This window comes from Enterobacter sp. EC_50 (assembly GCF_019584525.1).
Lineage (GTDB): Bacteria > Pseudomonadota > Gammaproteobacteria > Enterobacterales > Enterobacteriaceae > Enterobacter > Enterobacter roggenkampii.
In genome coordinates this window covers 114,435-135,963 of record NZ_VDAF01000015.1, presented here as the reverse complement: position 1 = coordinate 135,963, position 21,529 = coordinate 114,435, and the positions used below count along the sequence as shown (strand labels likewise).

22 protein-coding genes and 1 riboswitch are annotated in these 21,529 nt (G+C 59.4%); of the genes, 7 read left to right on the top strand and 15 right to left on the bottom strand.

The annotated features are described in order from the left end of the window. Positions 1-45: 45 nt before the first annotated feature. Positions 46-1,059 (top strand): tRNA (adenosine(37)-N6)-threonylcarbamoyltransferase complex transferase subunit TsaD, encoded by a 1,014-nt coding sequence (gene tsaD / locus FHC48_RS14275; protein WP_059364803.1) that lies wholly within the window; start codon positions 46-48, stop codon positions 1,057-1,059. 87 nt (positions 1,060-1,146) lie between these two features. Here tsaD and ureG read toward each other — a convergent pair whose 3' ends face one another. The 10 genes from ureG to plsY all read right to left on the bottom strand — a co-directional run bounded on the left by ureG (position 1,147) and on the right by plsY (position 9,013). Then, positions 1,147-1,764: an urease accessory protein UreG gene (ureG, locus tag FHC48_RS14270; protein ID WP_008503187.1), complete on the bottom strand. Its 618-nt coding sequence runs from the start codon at positions 1,762-1,764 to the stop codon at positions 1,147-1,149. Between the two features lie 9 nt (positions 1,765-1,773). Continuing rightward, positions 1,774-2,448: an urease accessory protein UreF gene (locus FHC48_RS14265; RefSeq protein WP_059361079.1), complete on the bottom strand. Its 675-nt coding sequence runs from the start codon at positions 2,446-2,448 to the stop codon at positions 1,774-1,776. Beyond that, entirely contained in the window at positions 2,448-2,987 is a 540-nt protein-coding gene (locus tag FHC48_RS14260) for a HupE/UreJ family protein (RefSeq protein WP_021242324.1), read from the bottom strand. Before FHC48_RS14260 ends, FHC48_RS14265 begins: the two co-directional genes overlap by 1 nt. Before the next feature lie 9 nt (positions 2,988-2,996). Next, the gene (gene ureE, locus FHC48_RS14255) at positions 2,997-3,461 is read right to left on the bottom strand and encodes an urease accessory protein UreE (RefSeq protein ID WP_023326095.1); all 465 of its coding nucleotides are present in this window, start codon (positions 3,459-3,461) and stop codon (positions 2,997-2,999) included. Between the two features lie 9 nt (positions 3,462-3,470). Next, entirely contained in the window at positions 3,471-5,174 is a 1,704-nt protein-coding gene (gene ureC / locus FHC48_RS14250) for an urease subunit alpha (RefSeq protein WP_059364801.1), read from the bottom strand. Then, positions 5,167-5,481: an urease subunit beta gene (locus tag FHC48_RS14245; protein ID WP_059364800.1), complete on the bottom strand. Its 315-nt coding sequence runs from the start codon at positions 5,479-5,481 to the stop codon at positions 5,167-5,169. The genes ureC and FHC48_RS14245 overlap by 8 nt, the downstream gene beginning before the upstream one ends. Before the next feature lie 10 nt (positions 5,482-5,491). Continuing rightward, on the bottom strand, positions 5,492-5,794 hold the full coding sequence (locus FHC48_RS14240) for an urease subunit gamma (RefSeq protein ID WP_003862556.1): 303 nt from the start codon (positions 5,792-5,794) through the stop codon (positions 5,492-5,494). A gap of 10 nt (positions 5,795-5,804) precedes the next feature. Further along, on the bottom strand, positions 5,805-6,632 hold the full coding sequence (locus tag FHC48_RS14235; RefSeq protein ID WP_059364797.1) for an urease accessory protein UreD: 828 nt from the start codon (positions 6,630-6,632) through the stop codon (positions 5,805-5,807). A 209-nt stretch (positions 6,633-6,841) separates the two neighbouring features. Continuing rightward, positions 6,842-8,308, bottom strand: coding sequence for an MFS transporter (locus tag FHC48_RS14230; protein ID WP_059364794.1), 1,467 nt, complete (start codon positions 8,306-8,308; stop codon positions 6,842-6,844). Positions 8,309-8,398: 90 nt separating this feature from the next. Continuing rightward, entirely contained in the window at positions 8,399-9,013 is a 615-nt protein-coding gene (plsY, locus tag FHC48_RS14225; RefSeq protein WP_220418901.1) for a glycerol-3-phosphate 1-O-acyltransferase PlsY, read from the bottom strand. A 107-nt stretch (positions 9,014-9,120) separates the two neighbouring features. On the opposite strand from plsY, the gene folB reads away from it, so the two are divergent. After that, on the top strand, positions 9,121-9,489 hold the full coding sequence (folB, locus tag FHC48_RS14220) for a bifunctional dihydroneopterin aldolase/7,8-dihydroneopterin epimerase (RefSeq protein ID WP_008502956.1): 369 nt from the start codon (positions 9,121-9,123) through the stop codon (positions 9,487-9,489). 106 nt (positions 9,490-9,595) lie between these two features. Further along, positions 9,596-10,417, top strand: coding sequence for an undecaprenyl-diphosphate phosphatase (bacA, locus tag FHC48_RS14215; protein WP_008502957.1), 822 nt, complete (start codon positions 9,596-9,598; stop codon positions 10,415-10,417). Positions 10,418-10,427: 10 nt separating this feature from the next. Here bacA and FHC48_RS14210 read toward each other — a convergent pair whose 3' ends face one another. Both FHC48_RS14210 and FHC48_RS14205 read right to left on the bottom strand, forming a co-directional pair. After that, positions 10,428-11,669, bottom strand: coding sequence for a multifunctional CCA addition/repair protein (locus tag FHC48_RS14210; protein WP_008502958.1), 1,242 nt, complete (start codon positions 11,667-11,669; stop codon positions 10,428-10,430). A 60-nt stretch (positions 11,670-11,729) separates the two neighbouring features. After that, entirely contained in the window at positions 11,730-12,350 is a 621-nt protein-coding gene (locus FHC48_RS14205) for a TIGR04211 family SH3 domain-containing protein (RefSeq protein ID WP_025912514.1), read from the bottom strand. Positions 12,351-12,579: 229 nt separating this feature from the next. Here FHC48_RS14205 and FHC48_RS14200 point away from each other — a divergent pair, with 229 nt between their 5' ends. The 3 genes from FHC48_RS14200 to hldE are packed head-to-tail and all read left to right on the top strand — an operon-like array spanning position 12,580 to position 18,229. Further along, positions 12,580-13,881: an inorganic triphosphatase gene (locus FHC48_RS14200; RefSeq protein ID WP_059364791.1), complete on the top strand. Its 1,302-nt coding sequence runs from the start codon at positions 12,580-12,582 to the stop codon at positions 13,879-13,881. Between the two features lie 21 nt (positions 13,882-13,902). Beyond that, entirely contained in the window at positions 13,903-16,758 is a 2,856-nt protein-coding gene (gene glnE / locus FHC48_RS14195; protein ID WP_059364788.1) for a bifunctional [glutamate--ammonia ligase]-adenylyl-L-tyrosine phosphorylase/[glutamate--ammonia-ligase] adenylyltransferase, read from the top strand. A 40-nt stretch (positions 16,759-16,798) separates the two neighbouring features. Beyond that, positions 16,799-18,229: a bifunctional D-glycero-beta-D-manno-heptose-7-phosphate kinase/D-glycero-beta-D-manno-heptose 1-phosphate adenylyltransferase HldE gene (gene hldE, locus FHC48_RS14190; RefSeq protein ID WP_059364785.1), complete on the top strand. Its 1,431-nt coding sequence runs from the start codon at positions 16,799-16,801 to the stop codon at positions 18,227-18,229. 115 nt (positions 18,230-18,344) lie between these two features. Here the strand turns inward: hldE and ubiK are convergent, their stop codons facing one another. Beyond that, positions 18,345-18,641 (bottom strand): ubiquinone biosynthesis accessory factor UbiK, encoded by a 297-nt coding sequence (gene ubiK, locus FHC48_RS14185; RefSeq protein WP_008502963.1) that lies wholly within the window; start codon positions 18,639-18,641, stop codon positions 18,345-18,347. A gap of 119 nt (positions 18,642-18,760) precedes the next feature. Continuing rightward, a riboswitch (FMN riboswitch) is annotated at positions 18,761-18,911 on the top strand. A gap of 106 nt (positions 18,912-19,017) precedes the next feature. Between ubiK and ribB the strand changes: the two genes are divergently transcribed. Continuing rightward, positions 19,018-19,671: a 3,4-dihydroxy-2-butanone-4-phosphate synthase gene (gene ribB, locus FHC48_RS14180; RefSeq protein ID WP_008502964.1), complete on the top strand. Its 654-nt coding sequence runs from the start codon at positions 19,018-19,020 to the stop codon at positions 19,669-19,671. 44 nt (positions 19,672-19,715) lie between these two features. Here the strand turns inward: ribB and FHC48_RS14175 are convergent, their stop codons facing one another. After that, on the bottom strand, positions 19,716-20,777 hold the full coding sequence (locus FHC48_RS14175) for a type 1 fimbrial protein (protein ID WP_059364780.1): 1,062 nt from the start codon (positions 20,775-20,777) through the stop codon (positions 19,716-19,718). Beyond that, positions 20,761-21,522 (bottom strand): molecular chaperone, encoded by a 762-nt coding sequence (locus FHC48_RS14170; protein WP_059364776.1) that lies wholly within the window; start codon positions 21,520-21,522, stop codon positions 20,761-20,763. The genes FHC48_RS14175 and FHC48_RS14170 overlap by 17 nt, the downstream gene beginning before the upstream one ends. Positions 21,523-21,529: the final 7 nt, after the last annotated feature.

The following is a 21,529-nucleotide window of genomic DNA, read 5'->3' as shown; positions in this document are numbered from 1 at the left end:
CATTGACCCTACACTGCGCGGTATTGAAACGAGGTAAAACAAGTCATGCGTGTACTGGGTATTGAAACATCCTGCGATGAAACCGGCATCGCCATTTACGACGACGAACAAGGGCTTCTGGCCAACCAACTGTATAGTCAGGTGAAATTGCACGCTGACTACGGCGGCGTCGTGCCTGAACTGGCCTCTCGTGACCATGTGCGTAAAACGGTTCCCCTGATTCAGGCAGCGCTGAAAGAGGCCGGGTTGAGCTCAACCGATATTGATGCCGTGGCCTACACCGCGGGTCCGGGCCTGGTCGGCGCGCTGCTGGTCGGCGCGACGGTTGGCCGTTCGCTGGCCTTCGCGTGGGACGTGCCGGCCATCCCGGTTCACCATATGGAAGGGCACCTTCTGGCGCCGATGCTGGAAGAGAATCCGCCTGAATTCCCGTTTGTGGCACTGCTGGTCTCCGGTGGACATACCCAGCTGATCAGCGTAACGGGGATTGGCAAGTACGAGCTGCTGGGCGAGTCAATCGACGACGCTGCCGGTGAAGCGTTCGACAAAACCGCCAAGCTGCTGGGGCTGGATTACCCAGGCGGCCCGATGCTGTCCAAAATGGCGGCGCAGGGAACGGAAGGGCGCTTTGTCTTCCCGCGTCCGATGACCGACCGTCCGGGGCTGGACTTCAGCTTCTCCGGGCTGAAAACCTTCGCGGCCAACACCATCCGCAATAACGACGACAGCGAGCAGACCCGCGCCGATATCGCCCGCGCGTTTGAAGATGCGGTGGTGGATACGCTGATGATCAAGTGCAAGCGCGCGCTGGATCAGACCGGCTTCAAGCGTCTGGTGATGGCGGGCGGCGTCAGCGCCAACCGCACGCTGCGCGCGAAGCTCGCCGAGATGATGCAAAAGCGTCGTGGGGAAGTGTTCTACGCCCGTCCGGAATTCTGTACCGATAACGGGGCGATGATTGCCTACGCCGGTATGGTGCGCCTGAACGCTGGTGCAACGTCTGACCTGAGCGTGTCCGTGCGTCCGCGCTGGCCGCTGGCGGAACTGCCTGAGGCGTGAGTTTTTTTGCCCGGTGGCGCTGCGCTTACCGGGCCTACAAAACCGTAGGCCGGGTCAGGCGAAGCCGCCACCCGGCAATAACCCGCACTACACCCGCAGCATCCCTTTCTCTTCCAGAAACGCAATGATCGTTCCCAGACCGTCTCCCGCTTTCAGGTTGGTAAAGGTCCATGGACGCTCGCCGCGCATGCGGTTGGTGTCGCGCTCCATCACCTCCAGCGACGCCCCCACGTACGGCGCGAGATCGGTTTTGTTAATCACCAGAAAATCGGACTTGGTGATCCCCGGCCCGCCCTTGCGCGGAATTTTTTCCCCTTCGGCCACGTCAATCACGTAGATGGTCAGATCCGCCAGCTCCGGGCTGAAGGTCGCGCTCAGGTTGTCCCCGCCGCTTTCCACGAAGATTAGATCCAGATTGCCGAACTTCTCGCTGAGCGCTTCCACCGCCGCCAGGTTCATCGAGGCGTCTTCGCGGATAGCGGTATGCGGGCAGCCGCCGGTCTCCACGCCCACGATGCGCTCCGGCGCCAGCGCGCCCGCCTCGGTCAGGATGCGCTGATCCTCTTTGGTGTAGATATCGTTGGTCACCACCGCCAGGTGATACGTGTCGCGCATTGCCTTGCAGAGCGCTTCCAGCAGCGCGGTTTTGCCCGACCCTACCGGGCCACCCACGCCCACGCGCAGGGGATGTTTGTAATCAGCCATGTTGACTCCTCAGGAACGGAATAGTCGTGAATATTGGGTTTCGTGGCGCGCGGAGGCGATGGCGGACAGCGGCGTAGCTGCTCCCAGCGCGTCGTCGCGACGTAAAAAGGCCTGTTCAAGCCCGGCAGCAAAATGGTCGCTCAGTTCGATAATCAGCTGCTGCGCGGCCTGCTGCCCAAACGGCACCAGCTTGACGCCTGCCATGACCGCGCTCTCAATCCAGCTGTAACCGAGGCTCAGCGCCAGCTCGCGCACGTCAATGCCCCATCGCACGCCGAGCCACGCCATGCCGCAAAGCTGGCTTTGCCTGCACAGCGCCAGCCATTCTGCCGGGCAGTCCGGCTCCCAGCTTTTGATGAGACGCGTAAAGGCCGCTCCGCGGTTGCGTTCTTCTTCGCGCAGTTCGCGCGTTTCCCGACAGGCGAGCAGGTATGCCGTCCAGCGTCTGGCCGTCGCCAGGTCGTTCCGATTGCAGGCCTGGCAGAGACGGTGAAACAGCGGCAGATCGACGCAGAAAAAACTCTGCTCCATCTGCTGGATCTGCCAGCGTTTAAAGGCGTCGACGTTCGCGACCCAGCCCGCCTCCACGGCCCACTCCAGCCCCTGCGACCAGGTAAACGACCCGACCGGCAGGCTGCTGCTGGAGAGCTGCATCAGGCGCAGCCACTGGCGGGCGTGCTCCATCAGCTCATCAGCGCCAGCAGGGCGGAGACGATCAGCCCGCCGCCGAAGGTTTTACGCAGACCGTCGTGACGGCGCAGCAGCAGCCCAGCGGCAAAGCTGGCGCACAGCACCGTTGCGCTGGCGAACATAAACCCGCTGGTGAACAGCCAGAAGCTATGGCCGGACATCTCCACGCCGTGCGCCCAGCCGTGGAACATCGCCAGGGCAGGCACCGCGAGCAGCAGACGGTTTTCAGTCTTAAACATCATCACGCCGCTGACCGCCAGCGAGGCGATAATCAGCATCTCCATGCCGCTAAAGCCGCCGAGCAGGCTGCCCGCGATGGCGCCGACAAGCATCATCCCGAGGGTGGCAAACGGCAGCAGGAGCTTGCGGCCGCTCAGTGCCGAGAGCACGCCTGCGCCCGCTAGCATCAGGAGATGATCGAGCCCGGTCAGCGGATGGAAAAAACCGGCCTGAAAGCTGTCGGCACCGTGGCCGGGATGCGCGAGCGCGGGAACGGAAAAAGCCAGCAGTAACAGGGGGAGTAACTTGCGCATGATGGATCCTTAATGTGAATGGGCGTGAGCGTGGCTATGGCTGTGGGCATCGCTGGCATACGCGCCCGCTTCCGGTTCAAACGGCAGGCTGGCGTAGGTCACCTCCAGCCCAAACTGGCGCAGCATATCGTCGAGAACGTGATCGTGGTGATAGCGCAGCTCGCCGGGCATCACCTGCAGCGGCACGTGGCGGTTGCCCAGGTGGTAGCAGGCGCGGGCGAGCAGGAACGGATCGGCGCAGCGCACCACGGAGACCGACTCCGGGGCGGCGATCACTTCGATCACTTCGCTGCCGTCGTCGGTGGTCAGCAGGTCCCCCCCGCGCAGCAGCAGGCCGCGCGGCAGCATCAGCCCGGCTTCGCGGCCGTCGTTCAGCGCTACGCGGGCGCGGCTTTTCACCCGCACGTCAATCGGCAGCGTGACGCTGGCGGTAGTCGGGTGTGCGTGGTCCAGGCGTTGGGTCAGATAAATCATCATCACTCCTCAAAACAGGAAATAGCGTTGCGCCATCGGCAGAACGTCAGCCGGTTCGCTGGTAATCAGTTCGCCGTCGACGCGCACCTCGTAGGTTTGCGAATCAACGGTGATGTTCGGTTGCAGAGCGTTGTGGATCATGTCCGCCTTTTTCACCGTCCGGCAGCCTTTCACCACCGCGGTGGCGCTCTGCAGGTTGAGCTGCTGCGGGATGCCGTTCGCACTGGCGGCCTGCGAGATAAATGTCAGCCGTGTGGCGTGGCGCGCGGCGCCCAGCGATCCAAACATCGGGCGGTAATGCACCGGCTGCGGCGTGGGGATTGAAGCGTTGATGTCGCCCATCGGCGCGCAGGCGATCATCCCGCCCTTGACGATGGTGGCGGGCTTGACGCCGAAGAACGCCGGAGACCAGACAACCAGATCTGCCAGCTTGCCCGCCTCAATCGAGCCCACTTCATGGGCGATACCGTGGGTTAGCGCCGGGTTAATGGTGTATTTGGCGACGTAGCGCTTCACGCGGAAGTTGTCGTTCTCGCCGGTCTCTTCCGGCAGCGCGCCGCGCTGGACCTTCATGCGGTGCGCGACCTGCCAGGTGCGGATAATCACTTCCCCGACGCGGCCCATGGCCTGGGAGTCTGACGAGGTGAGCGAGAACGCGCCGATATCGTGCAGCACGTCTTCCGCGGCGATGGTCTCCCGACGAATGCGGGATTCGGCAAACGCCACGTCCTCGGCGATATCCGGATCGAGGTGATGGCAAACCATCAGCATGTCGAGATGTTCGTCGATGGTATTGACCGTGTAGGGCAGCGTCGGGTTGGTGGAGGAGGGCAGAATATTCGGGTGCGCGCAGGCGGTGATGATATCCGGCGCGTGGCCACCGCCCGCCCCTTCGGTGTGGAAGGTGTGGATGGTGCGCCCGCCAATGGCGGCCAGCGTATCTTCGACAAACCCGGATTCGTTCAGCGTGTCGCTGTGCAGCGCCACCTGAATGTCCATCTCTTCGGCTACCTCCAGCGAGCAGTTGATCGCCGCAGGCGTCGCGCCCCAGTCTTCGTGGATCTTCAGCCCGATGGCGCCCGCGGCGATCTGCTCGCGCAGGGCCGCCGGGTTGGAGCCGTTCCCCTTGCCGAGCAGGCCAATATTCACCGGCAGCGTATCGGCAGCCTGCAGCATGCGGGCGATATACCACGGCCCCGGCGTACAGGTGGTGGCGTTGGTGCCCGCCGCCGGACCGGTGCCGCCGCCGATCATGGTGGTGACGCCGGAGACCAGCGCCTCTTCCGCCTGCTGCGGGCAGATCCAGTGAATGTGGGTGTCGATCCCGCCAGCGGTAACGATCTTCCCTTCGGCGGCAATCACTTCCGTCGCCGCGCCAATCGGGATCGTCACACCGGGCTGGATGTCCGGGTTCCCGGCTTTACCGACGGCAAAGATTCGCCCGTTCTTGACGCCAATATCGGCTTTCACGATCCCCCAGTGATCGACGATCAGCGCGTTGGTCAGCACCAGATCCACGCAGTCGTCTGCGGTCATCTGCCCCTGACCCATACCGTCGCGGATCACCTTCCCGCCGCCGAACTTGACCTCTTCGCCGTAGATCGTGAGATCATCTTCTACTTCAATCCACAGCTCGCTGTCGGCCAGCCGCACCTTATCGCCGGTGGTGGGGCCGAACATATCGGCGTAAGCCTGGCGCGAAATCTCAGCCATGTTTCACCTCGCCCATTACCTCGCCGCGAAAGCCGACAATGCGCTGCGCACCCGAGACCTGAACCAGCGTCACTTCCCGCTTCTGGCCGGGCTCAAAGCGCACGGCGGTGCCGGCCAGGATGTTTAACCGGTAGCCTCGGGTCGCCTCACGGTTAAACTTCAGCGCCGGGTTGACTTCGTAAAAGTGATAGTGCGATCCGACCTGGATCGGCCTGTCGCCGTGGTTTTCGACAATCACGGTTTGGGTTTCGCGCCCGACGTTGATCGCAATCGTGCCGGGCTGGATCTGGTATTCGCCTGGGATCATCACGCGCTCCTTAGACGATCGGGTTGTGGACGGTGACGAGCTTGGATCCGTCCGGGAAGGTGGCTTCCACCTGAATGTCCGGGATCATCTCCGGCACGCCCTCCATCACCTGGTCGCGCGTCAGGACGTGGCGGCCCGCCTCCATCAGCGAGGCGACGGTTTCGCCATCGCGCGCGCCTTCCATGATGAAGGCGCTGATCAGCGCGACCGATTCCGGATAATTGAGCTTTACCCCGCGCGCAAGGCGGCGTTCGGCAACCAGCGCGGCGGTAAACAGCAACAGCTTGTCTTTTTCTCTGGGGGTCAGTTCCATAACGTTTCTCTTATGTCTGCCAGATACGCGGCGAACAGGCGGTTTTGGTGGTGAGAAGCGGGCGAAGCGACTGCCAGATATCGCGCATCACCCGCTGGCAAATCAGGTTGTCGTGGGAGAGAAAACGCACCGACAGCAGCTCGTCGGTGAGCGTTGCCCCCGCAAAATGGCCCAGAGGCGCGAGCAGCGCGCGCACCGTGTCGAGATGTTCTTCATTGGCCGGATAGAACAGCAGCGTGCCGATCCACGGGTGTCCGGCAACGGGCGTGAGATCGCCGTCGCCGAGGTGCTGGCGCTCTATCAGGCGGGGTTCGTCATCCACCCACACCTCAAGGCGGCTCTCCAGCGTGCCGTGGCTGAAGGTCTCATTGATTACCGGTCGTCCCAGACAGTACAGCTCCCACGCCAGCAGCGTGCTGGAGGCCTTCAGGTGGAAGACGGAGCGCAGCGCGGCATTCGCCCCGGGGAAGATAATGGTGTCCTGCGGCAGCCACTCCAGCGTTGATCCCTCATCGAGATAAAAATGCTGGCTCAGACGCGCCTGCGGGCCGCTGCTGCGATAGAACTTGCTGGCGCCGGGCATGGTGATAAGCGTGTGGCTTTTGGCGTCCAGCCGAACGGAAATGTCCAGCGTATCGCCGCCCACAACCCCGCCCGGCGGGTGCAGCAGGTAAAGGTGACAGGTCACGCCTTCAGGGTAAAACGGACGCTGAACGGTAAGCGGCCCGACGTGATGAGCGGAGTGCAGGAGGGTTTTCTCAGGGGTGTGACAAAACTGCAGGGCAAGCGACGCCTGCCAGCCTTTGTACAGATTATCAGTGACCTGAGCTGCTAACATGCTGCATCCATCTGCGCATCATCGGGGTCGTTTCAGTATGCCCTGGCAGAATTGAAGGCTGTCATATGAGTCGCTTATGGATAAAAAAACGGCTCATATGAGCCGGTTTCAAACTTTTGATAATCGCCCGGCGGCGCTACGCTTGCACGGGCCTACAAGAGAATGCGCAATGTAGGCCGGGTAAGCGCAGCGCCACCCGGCAGGAAAGGCTAGCGGTAATCCTCCGCATCCACATCATACCCCGACGGCTCCCAGCGGATCGCCAGCAGCGAGGCCAGGCCGATAAACGGCGCCAGCGCAATCACCCAGAACACGGCGGTATCCAGCGAGGCGACCAGCAGCGGGAACAGGAACAGCGACAGCGTCGAGCTGCTGCGCATCAGCGTCTGGTTAAGGCCAACGCCGACGCCGCGCAGCGAGGTCGGGTAGCTCAGCGAGGCAAACGTCATGGTATGCGCGCCCGGGCCGAAGCCCTGGCCGAACAGGAAGAGCGCCAGCATTGCCACGGCAAGCACGCCTTCGGTGGCGCCTTCCGGACGACCAATCAGCCCCAGGCCCAGCAGCGCGACCATCTGGCAGGCGTAACCCGCCAGCGACATCCGCCAGGCGCCGAAGCGCGGCACGTAGCGTACCGCCAGCAGTCCGCCAACGAAGGCAAACAGCAGGTTAAGCACCAGAGAAATCAGGATGGTGGTCAGCATCGACTGGACGAAGAAGCTGGAGATGATCACCGGCAGACCAAACGCCACCGCGTTATAGGCGAACGAAGAGACGACGGACAGCAGCGTGGCGAGCGTCGTGCGGCGTAAGTAGACGCCGCGGAACAGGTTCAGATAGTTGGACCATTTCGCTTTATTCACGACGGGAGCTGGCTGGCTGAGCGCATCCTGCGGCACGTGGGCATTGATGTTATACGATTGACGCAAAATAGACGCCGCCTCCTTCAGGTTGCCCTGATTTGCCGCCCAGACTGGCGATTCGCTCATATAGCGGCTGCGGATGGCGATAATCACCAGCGCGGGTACCGCGCCGAAGCCAAGGATCAGGCGCCACAGCCAGTCGCTGTGGCTTTCCGGCAGCACGGCGTAGAAGAAGAGCACCAGCAGGTAGGAGATACTGATGGCGGCATACCAGGTGGGGCACCACATGGCGACGCTGGAGGCCTTATTGCCGGGGCCTTTTAGCCTGGCGAACTCGCTTAAAAATGCCATCGCCACGGGAAGGTCGATCCCGACGCCAAGCCCCATGACAAAGCGGGCACCCGCCAGCACATATTCGTTCGGGGCCAGCGCACAGGCGATGGCGGCCACCACGAAGAAGAGCATGTCGGCCATAAAGACGCGATAGCGCCCGATTTTATCCGTGAGATAACCGCCGAGCAGCGCCCCGACAATCGCGCCAAACGTAATGGCGGACGCCACCATGCCGGTACCGGCGGGCGTCAGGTCAAATTCGCGGGTGATATCTTTTATGCCGAAGGCCAGCGCGCCCAGATCGTAGGCATCGAGGAAAATCCCGCCCAGCGCGATACCGATCACGATGCGAGCATTGGCCCGGCCCTGAGAACCATCATTAACGAGGCGTGAAACATCCGATGCGCTGCGCACCCACTGGATGTCGCCATCGGAGCGTTTTCCTGCCGCTGAAAGGGGAGTTGTTTCTGTGATTTCTGCCATTTTCTTCTTATGTGGTTGTGTTGTGTCATTAACAGTTACCACAGGCAGAAGGTGACCAAAATCACATTTGGCTATAAGGCATAACTAACCTTACGGAGCGTCTTTTTTCTTCCTCTTGAGCTTCGTCCAGATTTTGGTCTCCTGACGACGCCACAGGCGCTGAATATTGTCGTGATGACGCAGCAGGATAAGGCAGGAGAGCATCGATACCGGGAAGGTGAACTGAGGTTTGAACCACCAGACGTAGAACGGGGCGATCAGCGCGCTGACGAGCGCGCCCAGCGACGAATAGCCGCTCAGCAGAATGGTGAGCAGCCAGGTGCCAGCCATCACGCCGGTTAAATCCCAGCCGATAGGCGCAATGGCACCAAAGGCGGTCGCCACACCTTTACCACCTTTAAAACCGAAGAATACGGGCCAGATGTGGCCGACACAGGCAGCAATCGCAATGAGCCCCAGCCAGAACGGCGTGACGCCCAGCGCATACGCGCCCCAGACGGGTAGCATCCCTTTCAGAACATCAAAAATCAAAACCGCTACGGCTGCTCCCTTGCCGCCAATTCGTAGTACGTTGGTCGCTCCCGGATTCCCGGAACCACTTTCACGCGGGTCAGGTAACCCGGCGATGCGGCAGACCAGAATGGCGCTGGAGATTGAGCCGCAAAGATAGGCGAGGAGGATCATTCCAGGCGCGATTGCACTCATAACGCTGTTCCGTTTTGAAAATGTATCTGTATTCTCAGCATCTGTGGATAATACGCATAATTCGCCGGAAGTGGTATCCGGTTTAGCCAAAAAGCAGGCAGGTCGTGATGGATATTGTATTTATAGAGCAACTTTCGGTAATCACCACTATTGGTGTTTACGACTGGGAACAGACCATCGAGCAGAAGCTGGTGTTCGATATCGAAATGGGCTGGGATAACCGCAAGTCGGCAAAAAGCGATGACGTGAACGACTGTCTTAGCTACGCCGACATCAGTGAAACGGTCATCGGCCACGTGGAAGGGCAACGTTTTGCGCTGGTCGAACGGGTGGCGGAAGAAGTCGCAGAATTGCTGCTGAAAAAATTCAACTCACCGTGGGTGCGCATCAAGCTGAGCAAACCGGGCGCGGTGGCGCGCGCGGCCAACGTGGGCGTCATTATCGAGCGTGGCACAAATCTGAAAGGGAAGATTTAACGTCATAATAGCTAAACCATTTTAGGTTATACCGGTCTTAAAGCTGTATCTTTCACGGTAGCCGTTGGGGCGACCGTTTTTTTTATATTTTTTTAGGGGTTTATAGATGAGCGATATGCACTCGCTGCTGGTGGCGGCAATACTGGGTGTGGTCGAAGGATTGACGGAGTTTTTACCGGTTTCCAGTACCGGCCATATGATTATCGTTGGCCATCTGCTGGGCTTTGAAGGCGATACCGCCAAAACGTTCGAAGTGGTTATCCAACTGGGTTCGATTCTGGCGGTGGTGGTGATGTTCTGGCGCCGTCTGTTTGGCCTGATCGGTATCCATTTTGGCCGCCCGCCGCAGCACGAAGGGATGAGTAAAGGCCGTCTGTCGCTGATCCATATTCTGCTCGGGATGATCCCGGCGGTGGTGCTGGGTCTGGTTTTCCACGACGCCATCAAATCGCTGTTTAACCCGATTAACGTGATGTACGCGCTGGTTGTGGGCGGCTTCCTGCTGATCGCCGCGGAAGTGCTGAAGCCAAAAACGCCGCGCGCGGAAGGGCTGGACGATATGACGTATCGTCAGGCATTTATCATTGGCTGCTTCCAGTGTCTGGCGCTGTGGCCGGGCTTCTCCCGTTCAGGTGCAACCATTTCCGGCGGGATGCTGATGGGCGTAAGCCGTTACGCCGCGTCAGAGTTCTCATTCCTGCTGGCGGTGCCGATGATGATGGGCGCCACCGCGCTTGACCTCTATAAAAGCATCGGTTTCCTCACCACGGGCGACATTCCGATGTTCGCCGTCGGCTTCATCACCGCGTTTATCGTGGCGCTGATTGCCATCAAAACCTTCCTGCAGCTGATTAAGCGTATCTCGTTCATTCCGTTCGCGATCTACCGCTTTATCGTTGCCGCTGCGGTGTACGTGGTCTTCTTCTGACCGACTGCCCTCAGTCTTTTGGCTGAGGGCAATGCTTTTCCTTCCACTCTGATACCGCCTGAATCCGCCGTTTCGTCAGCTCTTCGCGAATGTCCGGGCCTTTGAATCCCGCCTCGACAACGTCCTTCGTCGGCACCGCTTTGGCTACCTCCCAGGCTTTACGCAGTAAACGTCCCTGCGGGTAGTCACAGGCTTCAAACCCGGTACGCCCGCGCACGTCAGCCTCGCTGGTGAGCGCGATCTGCTCCACGCGCTGGGGTTTGCGCCAGGCGTCGATGTTATCGAACAGCTTAACGATGGTGGCCGGTTTCAGGATCGGGAAGGTGTGGATCAGGTCGTGGAATTCGGCCACCAGTTTCGCCAGATCGCGGATTTCGTTCGGCACACGCAGGCGCTGGCACAGCCCTTCGACGAGCTTCACCCCTGCCGGACCGTGCCCGTGGTGCCGAGGCCAGAGCTCTTTTGGCGTTAAGCCTTTGCCGAGATCGTGGCACAGGGTGGAAAAGCGCACGTCCACGTCAGGGCTGAGCATGGCCGCCATGCTCAGGGTCATCAGCGTGTGCACGCCGGTGTCAATCTCCGGATGCCATTTCGCCGGAGCCGGTACGCCAAACAGCGCGTCTATTTCCGGGAACAGCACCTTCAGGGCGCCGCAGTCGCGCAGCACCTGGAAAAAGACCTGCGGGTTACGCGTGGTGAGCGCATTCTCGGTCTCTTTCCAGACGCGCTCTGGCGTCAGGTGTTCAAGCTCGCCCGCCTCGGTCATGGCGGTCATCAGCGCCATGGTCTCATCGGCAATGCGGAAGCTGAGATGGGCGTAACGCGCGGCAAAACGCGCCACGCGCAGCACGCGGAGCGGATCTTCAGAAAACGCCGGGGAGACGTGACGTAAGAGACGGTTGCGCAGATCGTCCTGGCCGCCATAAGCGTCAATAATCTGGCCGTGCTCGTCCTGCGCCAGCGCGTTAATGGTGAGATCGCGACGCAGGAGATCGTCCTCCAGCGTGACGTCCGGCGCGGCATAGCAGGTGAAGCCCGTATAGCCCGAACCCGATTTCCGCTCGGTACGCGCCAGGGCATACTCTTCGCGGCTTTTCGGGTGCAGGAACACGGGAAAATCGCGGCCTACCTGCTGGTAGCCCGCGTCGAGCATCTCTTCCGGGGTGGCGCCCACCACCACCCAGTCTTTATCTTTGACCGGCAGACCTAACAACGCATCACGTACCGCACCACCGACCAGATAACTCTTCACGCCTGACACTCCCGTTTTCTCTTTTCCAGAATGATACGTAAGTCTGGCAGAGAAGACGAATTAGTTCATCCAGCGATCTTTACGCTTACGGCTTGGGATCAGGTGCGGCAGAACCAGACCCAGCACCAGGCCGACGCCCAGCACGCCGCCGCCATACATAAACCACTGCATGATGATGGTGCGCTGTTTGTCATCGAGCTGCAGGTTGGCGGCATTCACTTTCTTCTGCGCGACAATCAGCTCGTTTTTCAGCTTCTGGTTCTCTTCTTTCAGGCCGTTAATCACGCCGTCGCTCTGCGCCACTTTCTGCTGCATCTCGGCGGTACGCTGGTTCCAGGTTCCGTCGATATTGTTCAGCTTGTCGGTCAGGGTTTTCACCTGATTTTCCAGATCCGGTACGCGGGTGCGCAGGCTTGGCACGGTGCTCAGCTCTTTCAGCGGGATCCAGGACGTGCGGCCAGAACTGTCGCGAACCTGACCGTAGTTGGTGTCCGCGTTGGTCTGTAACAAGGTGACTTCCTCGCCGGCATTTACCGTGCCCACGAGGCGATAATTATCTCCGGGGCCACTGCGTACCCAGGTGTTCAGTTCGTCAGAAACGTAACGCTTCTCTTCAGCGTGCACTGCGGTTGCGGCGCTAAAAGCGAGTAAAGTAAGTCCAATCAGGCGTAATTTAAGCATCATTAGTCGTTATTTTCATAAATAGTGGAACGATAGTAGTGGCAACAGTGTCTCTACGCAAAGCATTCATCAGCAATCAGAATCATCTGTGTCACGACTCTACACATTTACGCCCGTCAAATTGCTCATTGCATGGCAATTTGGCGCAAAATACTATGTACTGACAAACAAATGGCGAGGAAGTTCGCCCTCATTGACGCGTCTGTGACGCCCGCAAAAGTACAAGGCTATGGCTCAGGAAATCGAATTAAAATTTATCGTCGAAAAAGACAGCGTTGACGCACTCCGCCAGCATCTGCATACGCTCTCCGGCGAACACCATGCACCGGTACAACTGCTTAATATCTATTACGAAACGCCGGATAACTGGCTACGCCGCCACGATATGGGGCTGCGCATCCGTGGCGCGAGTGGGCGCTACGAGATGACGATGAAAATTGCCGGCCGCGTGGTCGGCGGGTTACATCAGCGTCCGGAATACAATATCGACATCAGTCAGCCAGAACTTGAGCTGGAACGTTTTCCGGCGGAAGTCTGGCCGGAAGGCGAGTTGCCTGCCACGCTTGCGGAGCAGGTGCAGCCGCTGTTCAGCACCGATTTCTGGCGCGAGAAATGGCTGGTGACGGAAGGTAAAAGCCGCATCGAAATCGCCCTCGATCTGGGTGAGGTGAAGGCGGGTGAGTACCAGGAGCCGATCTGCGAACTGGAGCTTGAGCTGCTGGAAGGGGACGCAAATGACGTGCTGAAGCTGGCGCGCAGGCTGGTGAACCAGTCCGGATTGCGCCAGGGGAGCCTGAGCAAAGCCGCGCGGGGTTACCATCTGGCCGCCGGAAATGCGCCGCGCGTGCTGAAAGAGACGACCATTTTGCGCGTTGCGCCGAAAGCCAGCGTTGAGCAGGGGCTGGAAGCCGCGCTGGAGCTGGCGCTTTCTCAGTGGCAGTACCATGAAGAGCTGTGGTTACGAAATGTGAAAAACGCCAAATCCCACGTGCTGGCGGCCATTGCCCTGGTGCGCCATACCCTGACGCTCTTCGGCGGTATTGTTCCTCGCAAAGCGAGCGCTCACTTACGTGATCTGCTGACGCAAACCGAAACGCTGATGCTCTCGGACGTATCTGCGCAAACGGCGATCTACAGTCCGCAAGCCGCTTCGGCAAAACTGGCGCTGACCGAGTTTCTGGTGACGCGCGGCTGGCGCGCCTTCCTGGATGCGAAAGCCGAGGCCAAAATCGCGGAAAACTTTAAGCGTTTCGCAGATATTCATCTTTCCCGTCATGCGGCCGAACTGAAGAGCACCTTTGCGTATCCGCTCGGCGATAAGTATGGCGATCAGCTTCCCCGTCTTTCGCGCAACATCGACAGCATGCTGCTCCTTTCCGGTGCCTACGACGGGCCACAGGCGCAGGCGTGGCTGGAAAACTGGCAGGGGCTGAAGCATGCCATCGAAACCCGTCAGCATATTGAGATAGAGCATTTCCGTAACGAGGCCATTTCGCAGGAGCCGTACTGGCTGCACAGCGGAAAACGTTAACTCTGGCAAGGAACCCTTAGAATGCCGCTTTCTTCACCGTTACAGCAGCAGTGGCAGACCGTTTGCGAACGTCTGCCTGAGTCATTACCGGCGTCATCGTTAAGCGAGCAGGCGAAAAGCGTGCTCGTCTTCAGTGATTTTGTGCAGGAAAGCATTGCCGTCTACCCGGACTGGCTGGCGGAGCTTGAGAACGCACCGCCGCAGGCGGACGAGTGGCGGCACTATGCCGCCTGGCTGCAGGCCGCGCTTGAAGACGTCGCGGATGAGGCGACGCTGATGCGCGTCCTGCGTCAGTTCCGCCGTCGTGTGATGGTGCGCATTGCCTTGGCGCAGGCGCTGGAACTGGTGAGTGAAGAGAGTACGTTGCAGCAGTTAAGCGAGCTGGCGCAGACGTTGATTGTCGCCGCGCGCGACTGGCTCTACGCCGCCTGCTGTAAAGAGTGGGGCACGCCGTGCAGCGAGGAAGGGGTTCCTCAGCCGCTGTTGATCCTGGGGATGGGCAAGCTGGGCGGCTGCGAGCTGAACTTCTCCTCCGATATCGACCTGATTTTCGCCTGGCCTGAGAACGGCTCCACGCGCGGCGGCCGTCGCGAGCTGGACAACGCCCAGTTCTTTACCCGCCTCGGTCAGCGTCTGATTAAGGCGCTGGATCAGCCGACGCAGGACGGGTTTGTCTACCGTGTGGACATGCGCCTGCGTCCGTTCGGCGATAGCGGGCCGCTGGTGCTGAGCTTTGCCGCGCTGGAAGATTACTACCAGGAGCAGGGGCGCGACTGGGAGCGTTACGCGATGGTCAAAGCGCGGATCATGGGCGACAGCGATGACGCCTACGCCAACGAGCTGCGTGCCATGCTGCGCCCGTTCGTGTTCCGTCGCTATATCGACTTCAGCGTCATCCAGTCCCTGCGCAATATGAAAGGGATGATCGCCCGTGAGGTGCGCCGTCGCGGTCTGAAGGACAACATCAAGCTCGGCGCGGGCGGCATTCGCGAAATCGAATTTATCGTCCAGGTCTTCCAGCTGATTCGCGGCGGACGCGAGCCGTCGCTACAGTCTCGCTCGCTGCTCCCGACGCTGAGCGCCATTGAGCAGCTTCACCTGCTGCCGGACGGCGACGCGCAAACCCTGCGCGAGGCCTATCTTTTCCTGCGCCGTCTGGAAAACCTGCTGCAAAGCATCAACGACGAACAGACCCAGACCCTGCCGGGGGATGACCTTAACCGGGCGCGTCTGGCCTGGGGGATGCGCGTGGATGACTGGTCAACGCTGACCGAACGGCTCGATGCCCATATGGCAGGCGTGCGCCGCATCTTCAACGAGCTGATCGGTGATGACGAAAGCGAATCGCAGGACGATGCCCTTTCCGAGCACTGGCGCGAGCTGTGGCAGGACGCGCTCCAGGAAGATGACACCACGCCGGTGCTGACGCATTTAACCGACGACGCGCGCCATCGCGTGGTGGCGCTGATTGCCGATTTCCGTCTTGAGCTGAACAAGCGCGCCATTGGCCCGCGCGGCCGTCAGGTGCTGGATCACCTGATGCCGCACCTGCTGAGCGAGGTCTGCTCGCGGGCGGATGCGCCGGTGCCGCTGTCGCGCATGATGCCGCTGCTGAGCGGGATCATCACGCGCACCACGTACCTTGAGCTTTTGAGCGAGTTTCCGGGGGCGCTGAAGCACCTGATTTCCCTCTGCGCCGCCTCCCCGATGGTGGCCAACAAGCTGGCGCGCTACCCTCTGCTGCTGGATGAACTGCTCGACCCAAACACCCTGTATCAACCCACGGCGACGGATGCCTACCGTGACGAGCTGCGTCAGTATCTGCTGCGCGTGCCGGAAGAGGACGAAGAGCAGCAGCTGGAGGCGCTGCGTCAGTTTAAGCAGGCCCAGATGCTGCGCGTGGCGGCGGCGGATATCGCCGGAACGCTGCCGGTAATGAAAGTGAGCGATCACTTAACATGGCTCGCGGAAGCGATCATCGACGCGGTCGTGCAGCAGGCATGGGTGCAGATGGTGGCCCGCTACGGCCAGCCGAAGCACCTTGCTGACCGTGAGGGGCGGGGCTTTGCCGTGGTCGGTTATGGCAAGCTCGGCGGCTGGGAGCTGGGATACAGCTCCGATCTGGATTTAATTTTCCTGCATGACTGCCCGGTCGACGTGATGACCGACGGCGAGCGCGAGATTGACGGGCGTCAGTTCTATCTGCGCCTGGCCCAGCGCATCATGCACCTGTTCAGCACCCGCACTTCGTCGGGAATTTTGTATGAAGTCGATGCCCGCCTGCGTCCGTCCGGCGCGGCGGGTATGCTGGTCACCTCAACGGAGTCCTTCGCCGATTATCAGAAGAATGAAGCCTGGACCTGGGAGCATCAGGCGCTGGTGCGCGCCCGCGTGGTGTATGGCGATCCGCAGCTCAAAACGCAGTTCGATGCCGTCCGTAAGGATGTGATGACCACCCCGCGCGAGGGCAGTACGCTGCAGACGGAAGTGCGCGAGATGCGCGAGAAAATGCGCGCGCACCTGGGTAATAAACACCGCGATCGCTTTGATATCAAAGCCGACGAGGGCGGGATTACCGATATTGAGTTCATTACTCAGTATCTGGTGCTGCTCCACGCGCACGACAAGCCGAAGCTGACCCGCTGGTCGGATAACGTGCGCATTCTGGAGCTGCTGGCGCAAAACGACATCATGGACGAGCAGGAGGCGCAGGCCTTAACCCGCGCCTACACCACGCTGCGCGACGAGCTGCATCACCTGGCGCTACAGGAGCAGCCGGGGCACGTGGCGCTGGACTGTTTTGTCGCAGAGCGCGCTCAGGTAACGGCCAGCTGGCAGAAGTGGCTGGTGGAACCGTGCGTAACAAATCAAGTGTGATATTATCGCGCGCAAATTGTGAATCTTTCTGGAGTCAGGAATGAAAGTAACACTGCCAGAGTTTGAACGTGCTGGAGTAATGGTTGTTGGGGATGTGATGCTGGATCGCTACTGGTATGGGCCGACCAGCCGCATCTCTCCGGAAGCACCGGTACCGGTGGTTAAGGTCGACACCATTGAAGAGCGTCCCGGCGGCGCGGCAAACGTGGCGATGAACATAGCCTCTCTGGGCGCGCACTCGCGTCTGGTTGGCCTGACCGGTATCGACGATGCGGCGCGCGCGCTGAGCAAGTCGCTGGCGGACGTGAACGTGAAGTGTGACTTCGTTTCTGTTCCGACCCACCCGACCATCACCAAGCTGCGCGTGCTGTCACGTAACCAGCAGCTGATCCGCCTCGACTTTGAAGAAGGGTTCGAAGGCGTTGATCCCGAGCCGCTGCACGAGCGCATTAACCAGGCGTTGGGCAATATCGGCGCGCTGGTGCTGTCCGACTACGCGAAAGGCGCGCTGGCCAGCGTGCAGACGATGATCCAGCTGGCGCGTAAGGCCAGCGTACCGGTGCTGATCGACCCGAAAGGCACCGACTTTGAGCGCTATCGCGGCGCAACCCTCCTGACGCCAAACCTCTCCGAGTTTGAAGCGGTGGCGGGCAAATGCAAAACCGAGGAAGAGCTGGTTGAGCGCGGCATGAAGATCATTACTGACTTCGAATTATCTGCGCTGCTGGTGACCCGCTCCGAGCAGGGGATGACGCTGCTGCAGCCGGGCAAGGCGCCGCTGCATATGCCAACCCAGGCGCAGGAAGTGTACGACGTGACCGGTGCCGGCGACACGGTGATCGGCGTGCTGGCGGCGACGCTGGCGGCGGGGAACTCTCTGGAAGAAGCGTGCTACTTCGCCAACGCCGCGGCAGGTGTGGTCGTCGGTAAACTCGGTACCTCAACCGTTTCCCCAATCGAGCTGGAAAACGCGGTGCGCGGCCGTGCGGACACCGGCTTTGGCGTCATGACCGAAGAGGAGCTGAAAGTGGCCGTTGCTGCCGCGCGCAAGCGCGGTGAAAAAGTGGTGATGACCAACGGTGTGTTCGACATCCTGCACGCGGGCCACGTGTCGTATCTGGCGAATGCGCGTAAGCTGGGCGATCGCCTGATTGTGGCGGTGAACAGCGATGCGTCGACGAAGCGCCTGAAGGGTGAAACGCGTCCGGTGAACACGCTTGAGCAGCGTATGATCGTGCTCGGCGCGCTGGAAGCCGTGGACTGGGTGGTGTCGTTTGAAGAAGACACGCCGCAGCGCCTGATTGCCGGTATTCTGCCGGACCTGCTGGTGAAGGGCGGCGATTACAAGCCGGAGCAAATCGCGGGCAGCGAAGAGGTCTGGGCCAACGGCGGTGAGGTGATGGTGCTCAACTTTGAAGATGGGTGTTCCACCACCAACATCATTAAGAAGATCCAGAAAGACAGTCAGTAAAAAACGGGCCTATTGGCCCGTTTTTTTATGTCGGGTGGCGGCTGCGCCTTACCCGACCTACGCGTTCATTCAGGCCCGGTAAGGCGTAGCCGCCACCGGGCTCAACAGGCCGCACTTACTCCTGGTTATCCACCGGCGGAATGGCTGGCGCTGGCTTCACTTCTTCCGGCGCATTGCGGTTTTCCAGCTCGGTCAGACGCTGTTCCAGCAGTGCCAGCTTCTCGCGGGTGCGCAGCAGAACCTGGGTCTGCACGTCAAACTCTTCGCGGCTGACGAGATCAAGGCGAACCAACTGCGCCTGCAGCGTCTGGCGGATTTTCTTCTCAACGTCATCACCAAATTCACGAATGCCTTTTGGCATAGACTCGTGAACCTGACGCGCAATTTGCTCAATTTTCTTCGGGTCAATCATTGTCGTTTCCCTTGATGAAAAGGTGTTAGTGTCCATTGTAGCGCGTCATGCCCGGGGTAAACAAAATTGTTTGATGCTTATGCATTGCCCAGGATAATCAATAGCGTTATAGTTATCTCGCTTATTCTCAGGGCGGGGCGAAATTCCCCACCGGCGGTAAATCAGCTTAACGCTGAAAGCCCGCGAGCGCTTTGGGTGAATTCTCAAAGGTCAGCAGATCCGGTGTAATTCCGGGGCCGACGGTTAGAGTCCGGATGGGAGAGAGTAACGATCCAGTCGGGCATGGGCCCGCTCACGTTATCTTTTTGCCGCTTATACGGCGCTCCTAAGACTGCCCTGATTCTGGTAACCATAATGTTAATGAGGTTTTTTTACCATGAATCAGACGCTACTTTCCTCTTTTGGCACTTCAACTCAACGTGTTGAACATGCACTGGATGCACTGCGCGAAGGCCGCGGTGTGATGGTGCTTGACGATGAAAACCGTGAAAACGAAGGCGACATGATTTTCGCCGCCGAAAACATGACCGTTGAACAGATGGCGCTGACCATCCGTCACGGCAGCGGCATCGTATGCCTGTGTATTACCGAAGATCGTCGTAAGCAGCTCGAGCTGCCGATGATGGTCGAAAACAACACCAGCGCCTTTGGTACCGGATTTACCGTGACCATTGAAGCGGCGCATGGCGTGACCACCGGTGTGTCTGCGGCTGACCGTCTGACCACCGTACGTGCCGCGATTGCTGATGATGCGAAGCCATCCGATCTGCATCGTCCAGGCCACGTCTTCCCACTGCGCGCGCAGGCGGGTGGCGTGCTGACCCGCGGCGGTCACACCGAAGCGACGATCGACCTGGTGACGCTGGCAGGCTTCAAACCTGCGGGCGTGCTGTGTGAACTGACCAACGACGACGGCACCATGGCGCGTGCACCAGAGTGCATCACCTTCGCACGTCTGCACAACATGCCGGTGGTAACGATTGAAGATCTGATCGAGTATCGCCAGGCGCACGAGCGCAAAGCCAGCTGAAATGGCTGATGTGTAAAAGCCGCGGAAACCCGGCTTTTTTGTCTCTAGTGGTAGTTAATTTTGAACAGCACCACCGTTTCGAACGGCCCGGACTGGATCGCTTTTCCTTCGACCGGCGACAGCTCTGCGGTGTATTGCTGCTCATGCTCAAGCGTGCTGCCCGTAAAATCCACGTATTCGTTGTAGTGGTTAAAGGTGTAGGGCTCGGTTCCGTTAAGGATCCTCAGCTTCAGGCCATTGCCTATCAGCAGTGCGGTATCGTTGGCCGTAAGCGCTTCATTTGTATAGAACGACGAGTCCATTTTGAAGCCATCTGAACATTGGGCATCCTGCACTTTCGTCGTCTTCACCGAAAAGGTCCGTTTACGCGTCTGTTGATTCACAATATCGCGTGCGCTAAAGGTGCCGAAATCAATCTCCTGGTTCTCAGGGTAAATACTGAACGTCGCACCGCAGTCCAGAACGGTAATATTTTGCAGCCCGTTGATGTGATATTTGAGGTTTTTCGCATCCGACATCTGGTTCACGCCGCCTTTTCCGTCAAACTGGACAACGATGTAATCGCTCAGCGAGCTGACGTAGCCGTGAGGCGGCATGGCTTTAATTTTTACGTATAAGCGCAGACGAGCAATGAAGGTTCGTGAAGTGTGGATATCATCCGGGTTACCGGAACAGATACGATTTTCCCATCCCATTTGTCGGATCTGCTCGGGGGTATAAATCGTGATGTTTTGGTTGTCCAGACACTGTCGGGTATCGACGCCGTTAGGCTGGCCTTTTGCATCGTAGTCTATCCCTTCATAGGTTACGCCCAGTTCATAATAGGGATCGGAGGTTGAAGGATAAGGATTCACCCAGCCAAAAATATCCTCCGGTTGAAAGCTGCTTGTGACATTGTGGTTGCATGTCACCGGGATTTTGATGTCATCCGATTCCCAAATTTTCTCACCTGCCCGTGCATTACTGGGGATAGCAAACGGCGAGATCGTTTTAGTTTCTTCTACGGGGCCGCCCGAACCGCCCAGGTAGCAGTCGAGCGCCAGCGCTTCTCTTAAAGGCAGCACTGAGAGCAGCACTATGAACAATACGTTAGCGAGATTGCGCATCTTTTTCGATCTTCCGTTCGGTGAGCGAGCACTGCGCCGTTCCCGCGCACTGTACGTCGACCTTTTTCAGCGCGCCGTAATCGTCGATATAACCGATGCTGTAATAGTTACCGTGGTAGTCACCGGTAGAGGTTGTTGCTGTCGCGAAAGGCGCAAGCATCAGGCTGTCGAAGCCCGGCAGCATGGTTCTGGCATTCTTACTGAGCCACGCCAGCGTGATGTAGTACGGCGTCGGGTTATGTATGGTCAGCCCATTCGCAGTGGCTGAAACTTCCATCCGCATTTCCGCCTGCTCGCCGGGTTTTTTGGTAATCGCTTTAGGACGCCAGAACAGCTTGATCCTGCTCTGCATCGCCACCTGCATGACGCTGCGTTCATCGCTGGCGCTGGTGCTTTTCGGCGGCACTTCGCGCAGGTTGAAATAAAACAGGGAATCTCTGTCTTTCGGTAACTGACTGGTGGCCGCTTGCTTAACGATCCTGACCTGCGATGCGGAACCCGCTTCAATGCGTTGAATTGGAGGCAGCGCCATGAAATGCCTGTCTTCTTTACGGCCTTTCTCATCTTCAATCCAGGAGAGCGCCAGATAGGGCAGCGCTTTACTCTGGTTTTCAATCTTCAGGCTGCTGGCCTTGTCGCTTTCCGGAAAGACAATGCGCGTGCGGTCCAGGTTTACGGCCGCGTGAGTGGTGAATGCTGTGCCGACCAGCATCAGGCACAGGCTTTTGAGTAAGGTTAATTTCATCATGATT

What these genes read in the sequence shown, in the direction of transcription:
- tsaD (WP_059364803.1), top strand. Translation starts at nt 46, where the DNA reads ATGCGTGTACTGGGTATTGAAACATCCTGCGATGAAACCGGCATCGCC.
- ureG (WP_008503187.1), bottom strand. Translation starts at nt 1,764, where the DNA reads ATGGCTGATTACAAACATCCCCTGCGCGTGGGCGTGGGTGGCCCGGTA.
- FHC48_RS14265 (WP_059361079.1), bottom strand. Translation starts at nt 2,448, where the DNA reads ATGGAGCACGCCCGCCAGTGGCTGCGCCTGATGCAGCTCTCCAGCAGC.
- FHC48_RS14260 (WP_021242324.1), bottom strand. Translation starts at nt 2,987, where the DNA reads ATGCGCAAGTTACTCCCCCTGTTACTGCTGGCTTTTTCCGTTCCCGCG.
- ureE (WP_023326095.1), bottom strand. Translation starts at nt 3,461, where the DNA reads ATGATTTATCTGACCCAACGCCTGGACCACGCACACCCGACTACCGCC.
- ureC (WP_059364801.1), bottom strand. Translation starts at nt 5,174, where the DNA reads ATGGCTGAGATTTCGCGCCAGGCTTACGCCGATATGTTCGGCCCCACC.
- FHC48_RS14245 (WP_059364800.1), bottom strand. Translation starts at nt 5,481, where the DNA reads ATGATCCCAGGCGAATACCAGATCCAGCCCGGCACGATTGCGATCAAC.
- FHC48_RS14240 (WP_003862556.1), bottom strand. Translation starts at nt 5,794, where the DNA reads ATGGAACTGACCCCCAGAGAAAAAGACAAGCTGTTGCTGTTTACCGCC.
- FHC48_RS14235 (WP_059364797.1), bottom strand. Translation starts at nt 6,632, where the DNA reads ATGTTAGCAGCTCAGGTCACTGATAATCTGTACAAAGGCTGGCAGGCG.
- FHC48_RS14230 (WP_059364794.1), bottom strand. Translation starts at nt 8,308, where the DNA reads ATGGCAGAAATCACAGAAACAACTCCCCTTTCAGCGGCAGGAAAACGC.
- plsY (WP_220418901.1), bottom strand. Translation starts at nt 9,013, where the DNA reads ATGAGTGCAATCGCGCCTGGAATGATCCTCCTCGCCTATCTTTGCGGC.
- folB (WP_008502956.1), top strand. Translation starts at nt 9,121, where the DNA reads ATGGATATTGTATTTATAGAGCAACTTTCGGTAATCACCACTATTGGT.
- bacA (WP_008502957.1), top strand. Translation starts at nt 9,596, where the DNA reads ATGAGCGATATGCACTCGCTGCTGGTGGCGGCAATACTGGGTGTGGTC.
- FHC48_RS14205 (WP_025912514.1), bottom strand. Translation starts at nt 12,350, where the DNA reads ATGCTTAAATTACGCCTGATTGGACTTACTTTACTCGCTTTTAGCGCC.
- FHC48_RS14200 (WP_059364791.1), top strand. Translation starts at nt 12,580, where the DNA reads ATGGCTCAGGAAATCGAATTAAAATTTATCGTCGAAAAAGACAGCGTT.
- glnE (WP_059364788.1), top strand. Translation starts at nt 13,903, where the DNA reads ATGCCGCTTTCTTCACCGTTACAGCAGCAGTGGCAGACCGTTTGCGAA.
- hldE (WP_059364785.1), top strand. Translation starts at nt 16,799, where the DNA reads ATGAAAGTAACACTGCCAGAGTTTGAACGTGCTGGAGTAATGGTTGTT.
- ubiK (WP_008502963.1), bottom strand. Translation starts at nt 18,641, where the DNA reads ATGATTGACCCGAAGAAAATTGAGCAAATTGCGCGTCAGGTTCACGAG.
- ribB (WP_008502964.1), top strand. Translation starts at nt 19,018, where the DNA reads ATGAATCAGACGCTACTTTCCTCTTTTGGCACTTCAACTCAACGTGTT.
- FHC48_RS14175 (WP_059364780.1), bottom strand. Translation starts at nt 20,777, where the DNA reads ATGCGCAATCTCGCTAACGTATTGTTCATAGTGCTGCTCTCAGTGCTG.
- FHC48_RS14170 (WP_059364776.1), bottom strand. Translation starts at nt 21,522, where the DNA reads ATGAAATTAACCTTACTCAAAAGCCTGTGCCTGATGCTGGTCGGCACA.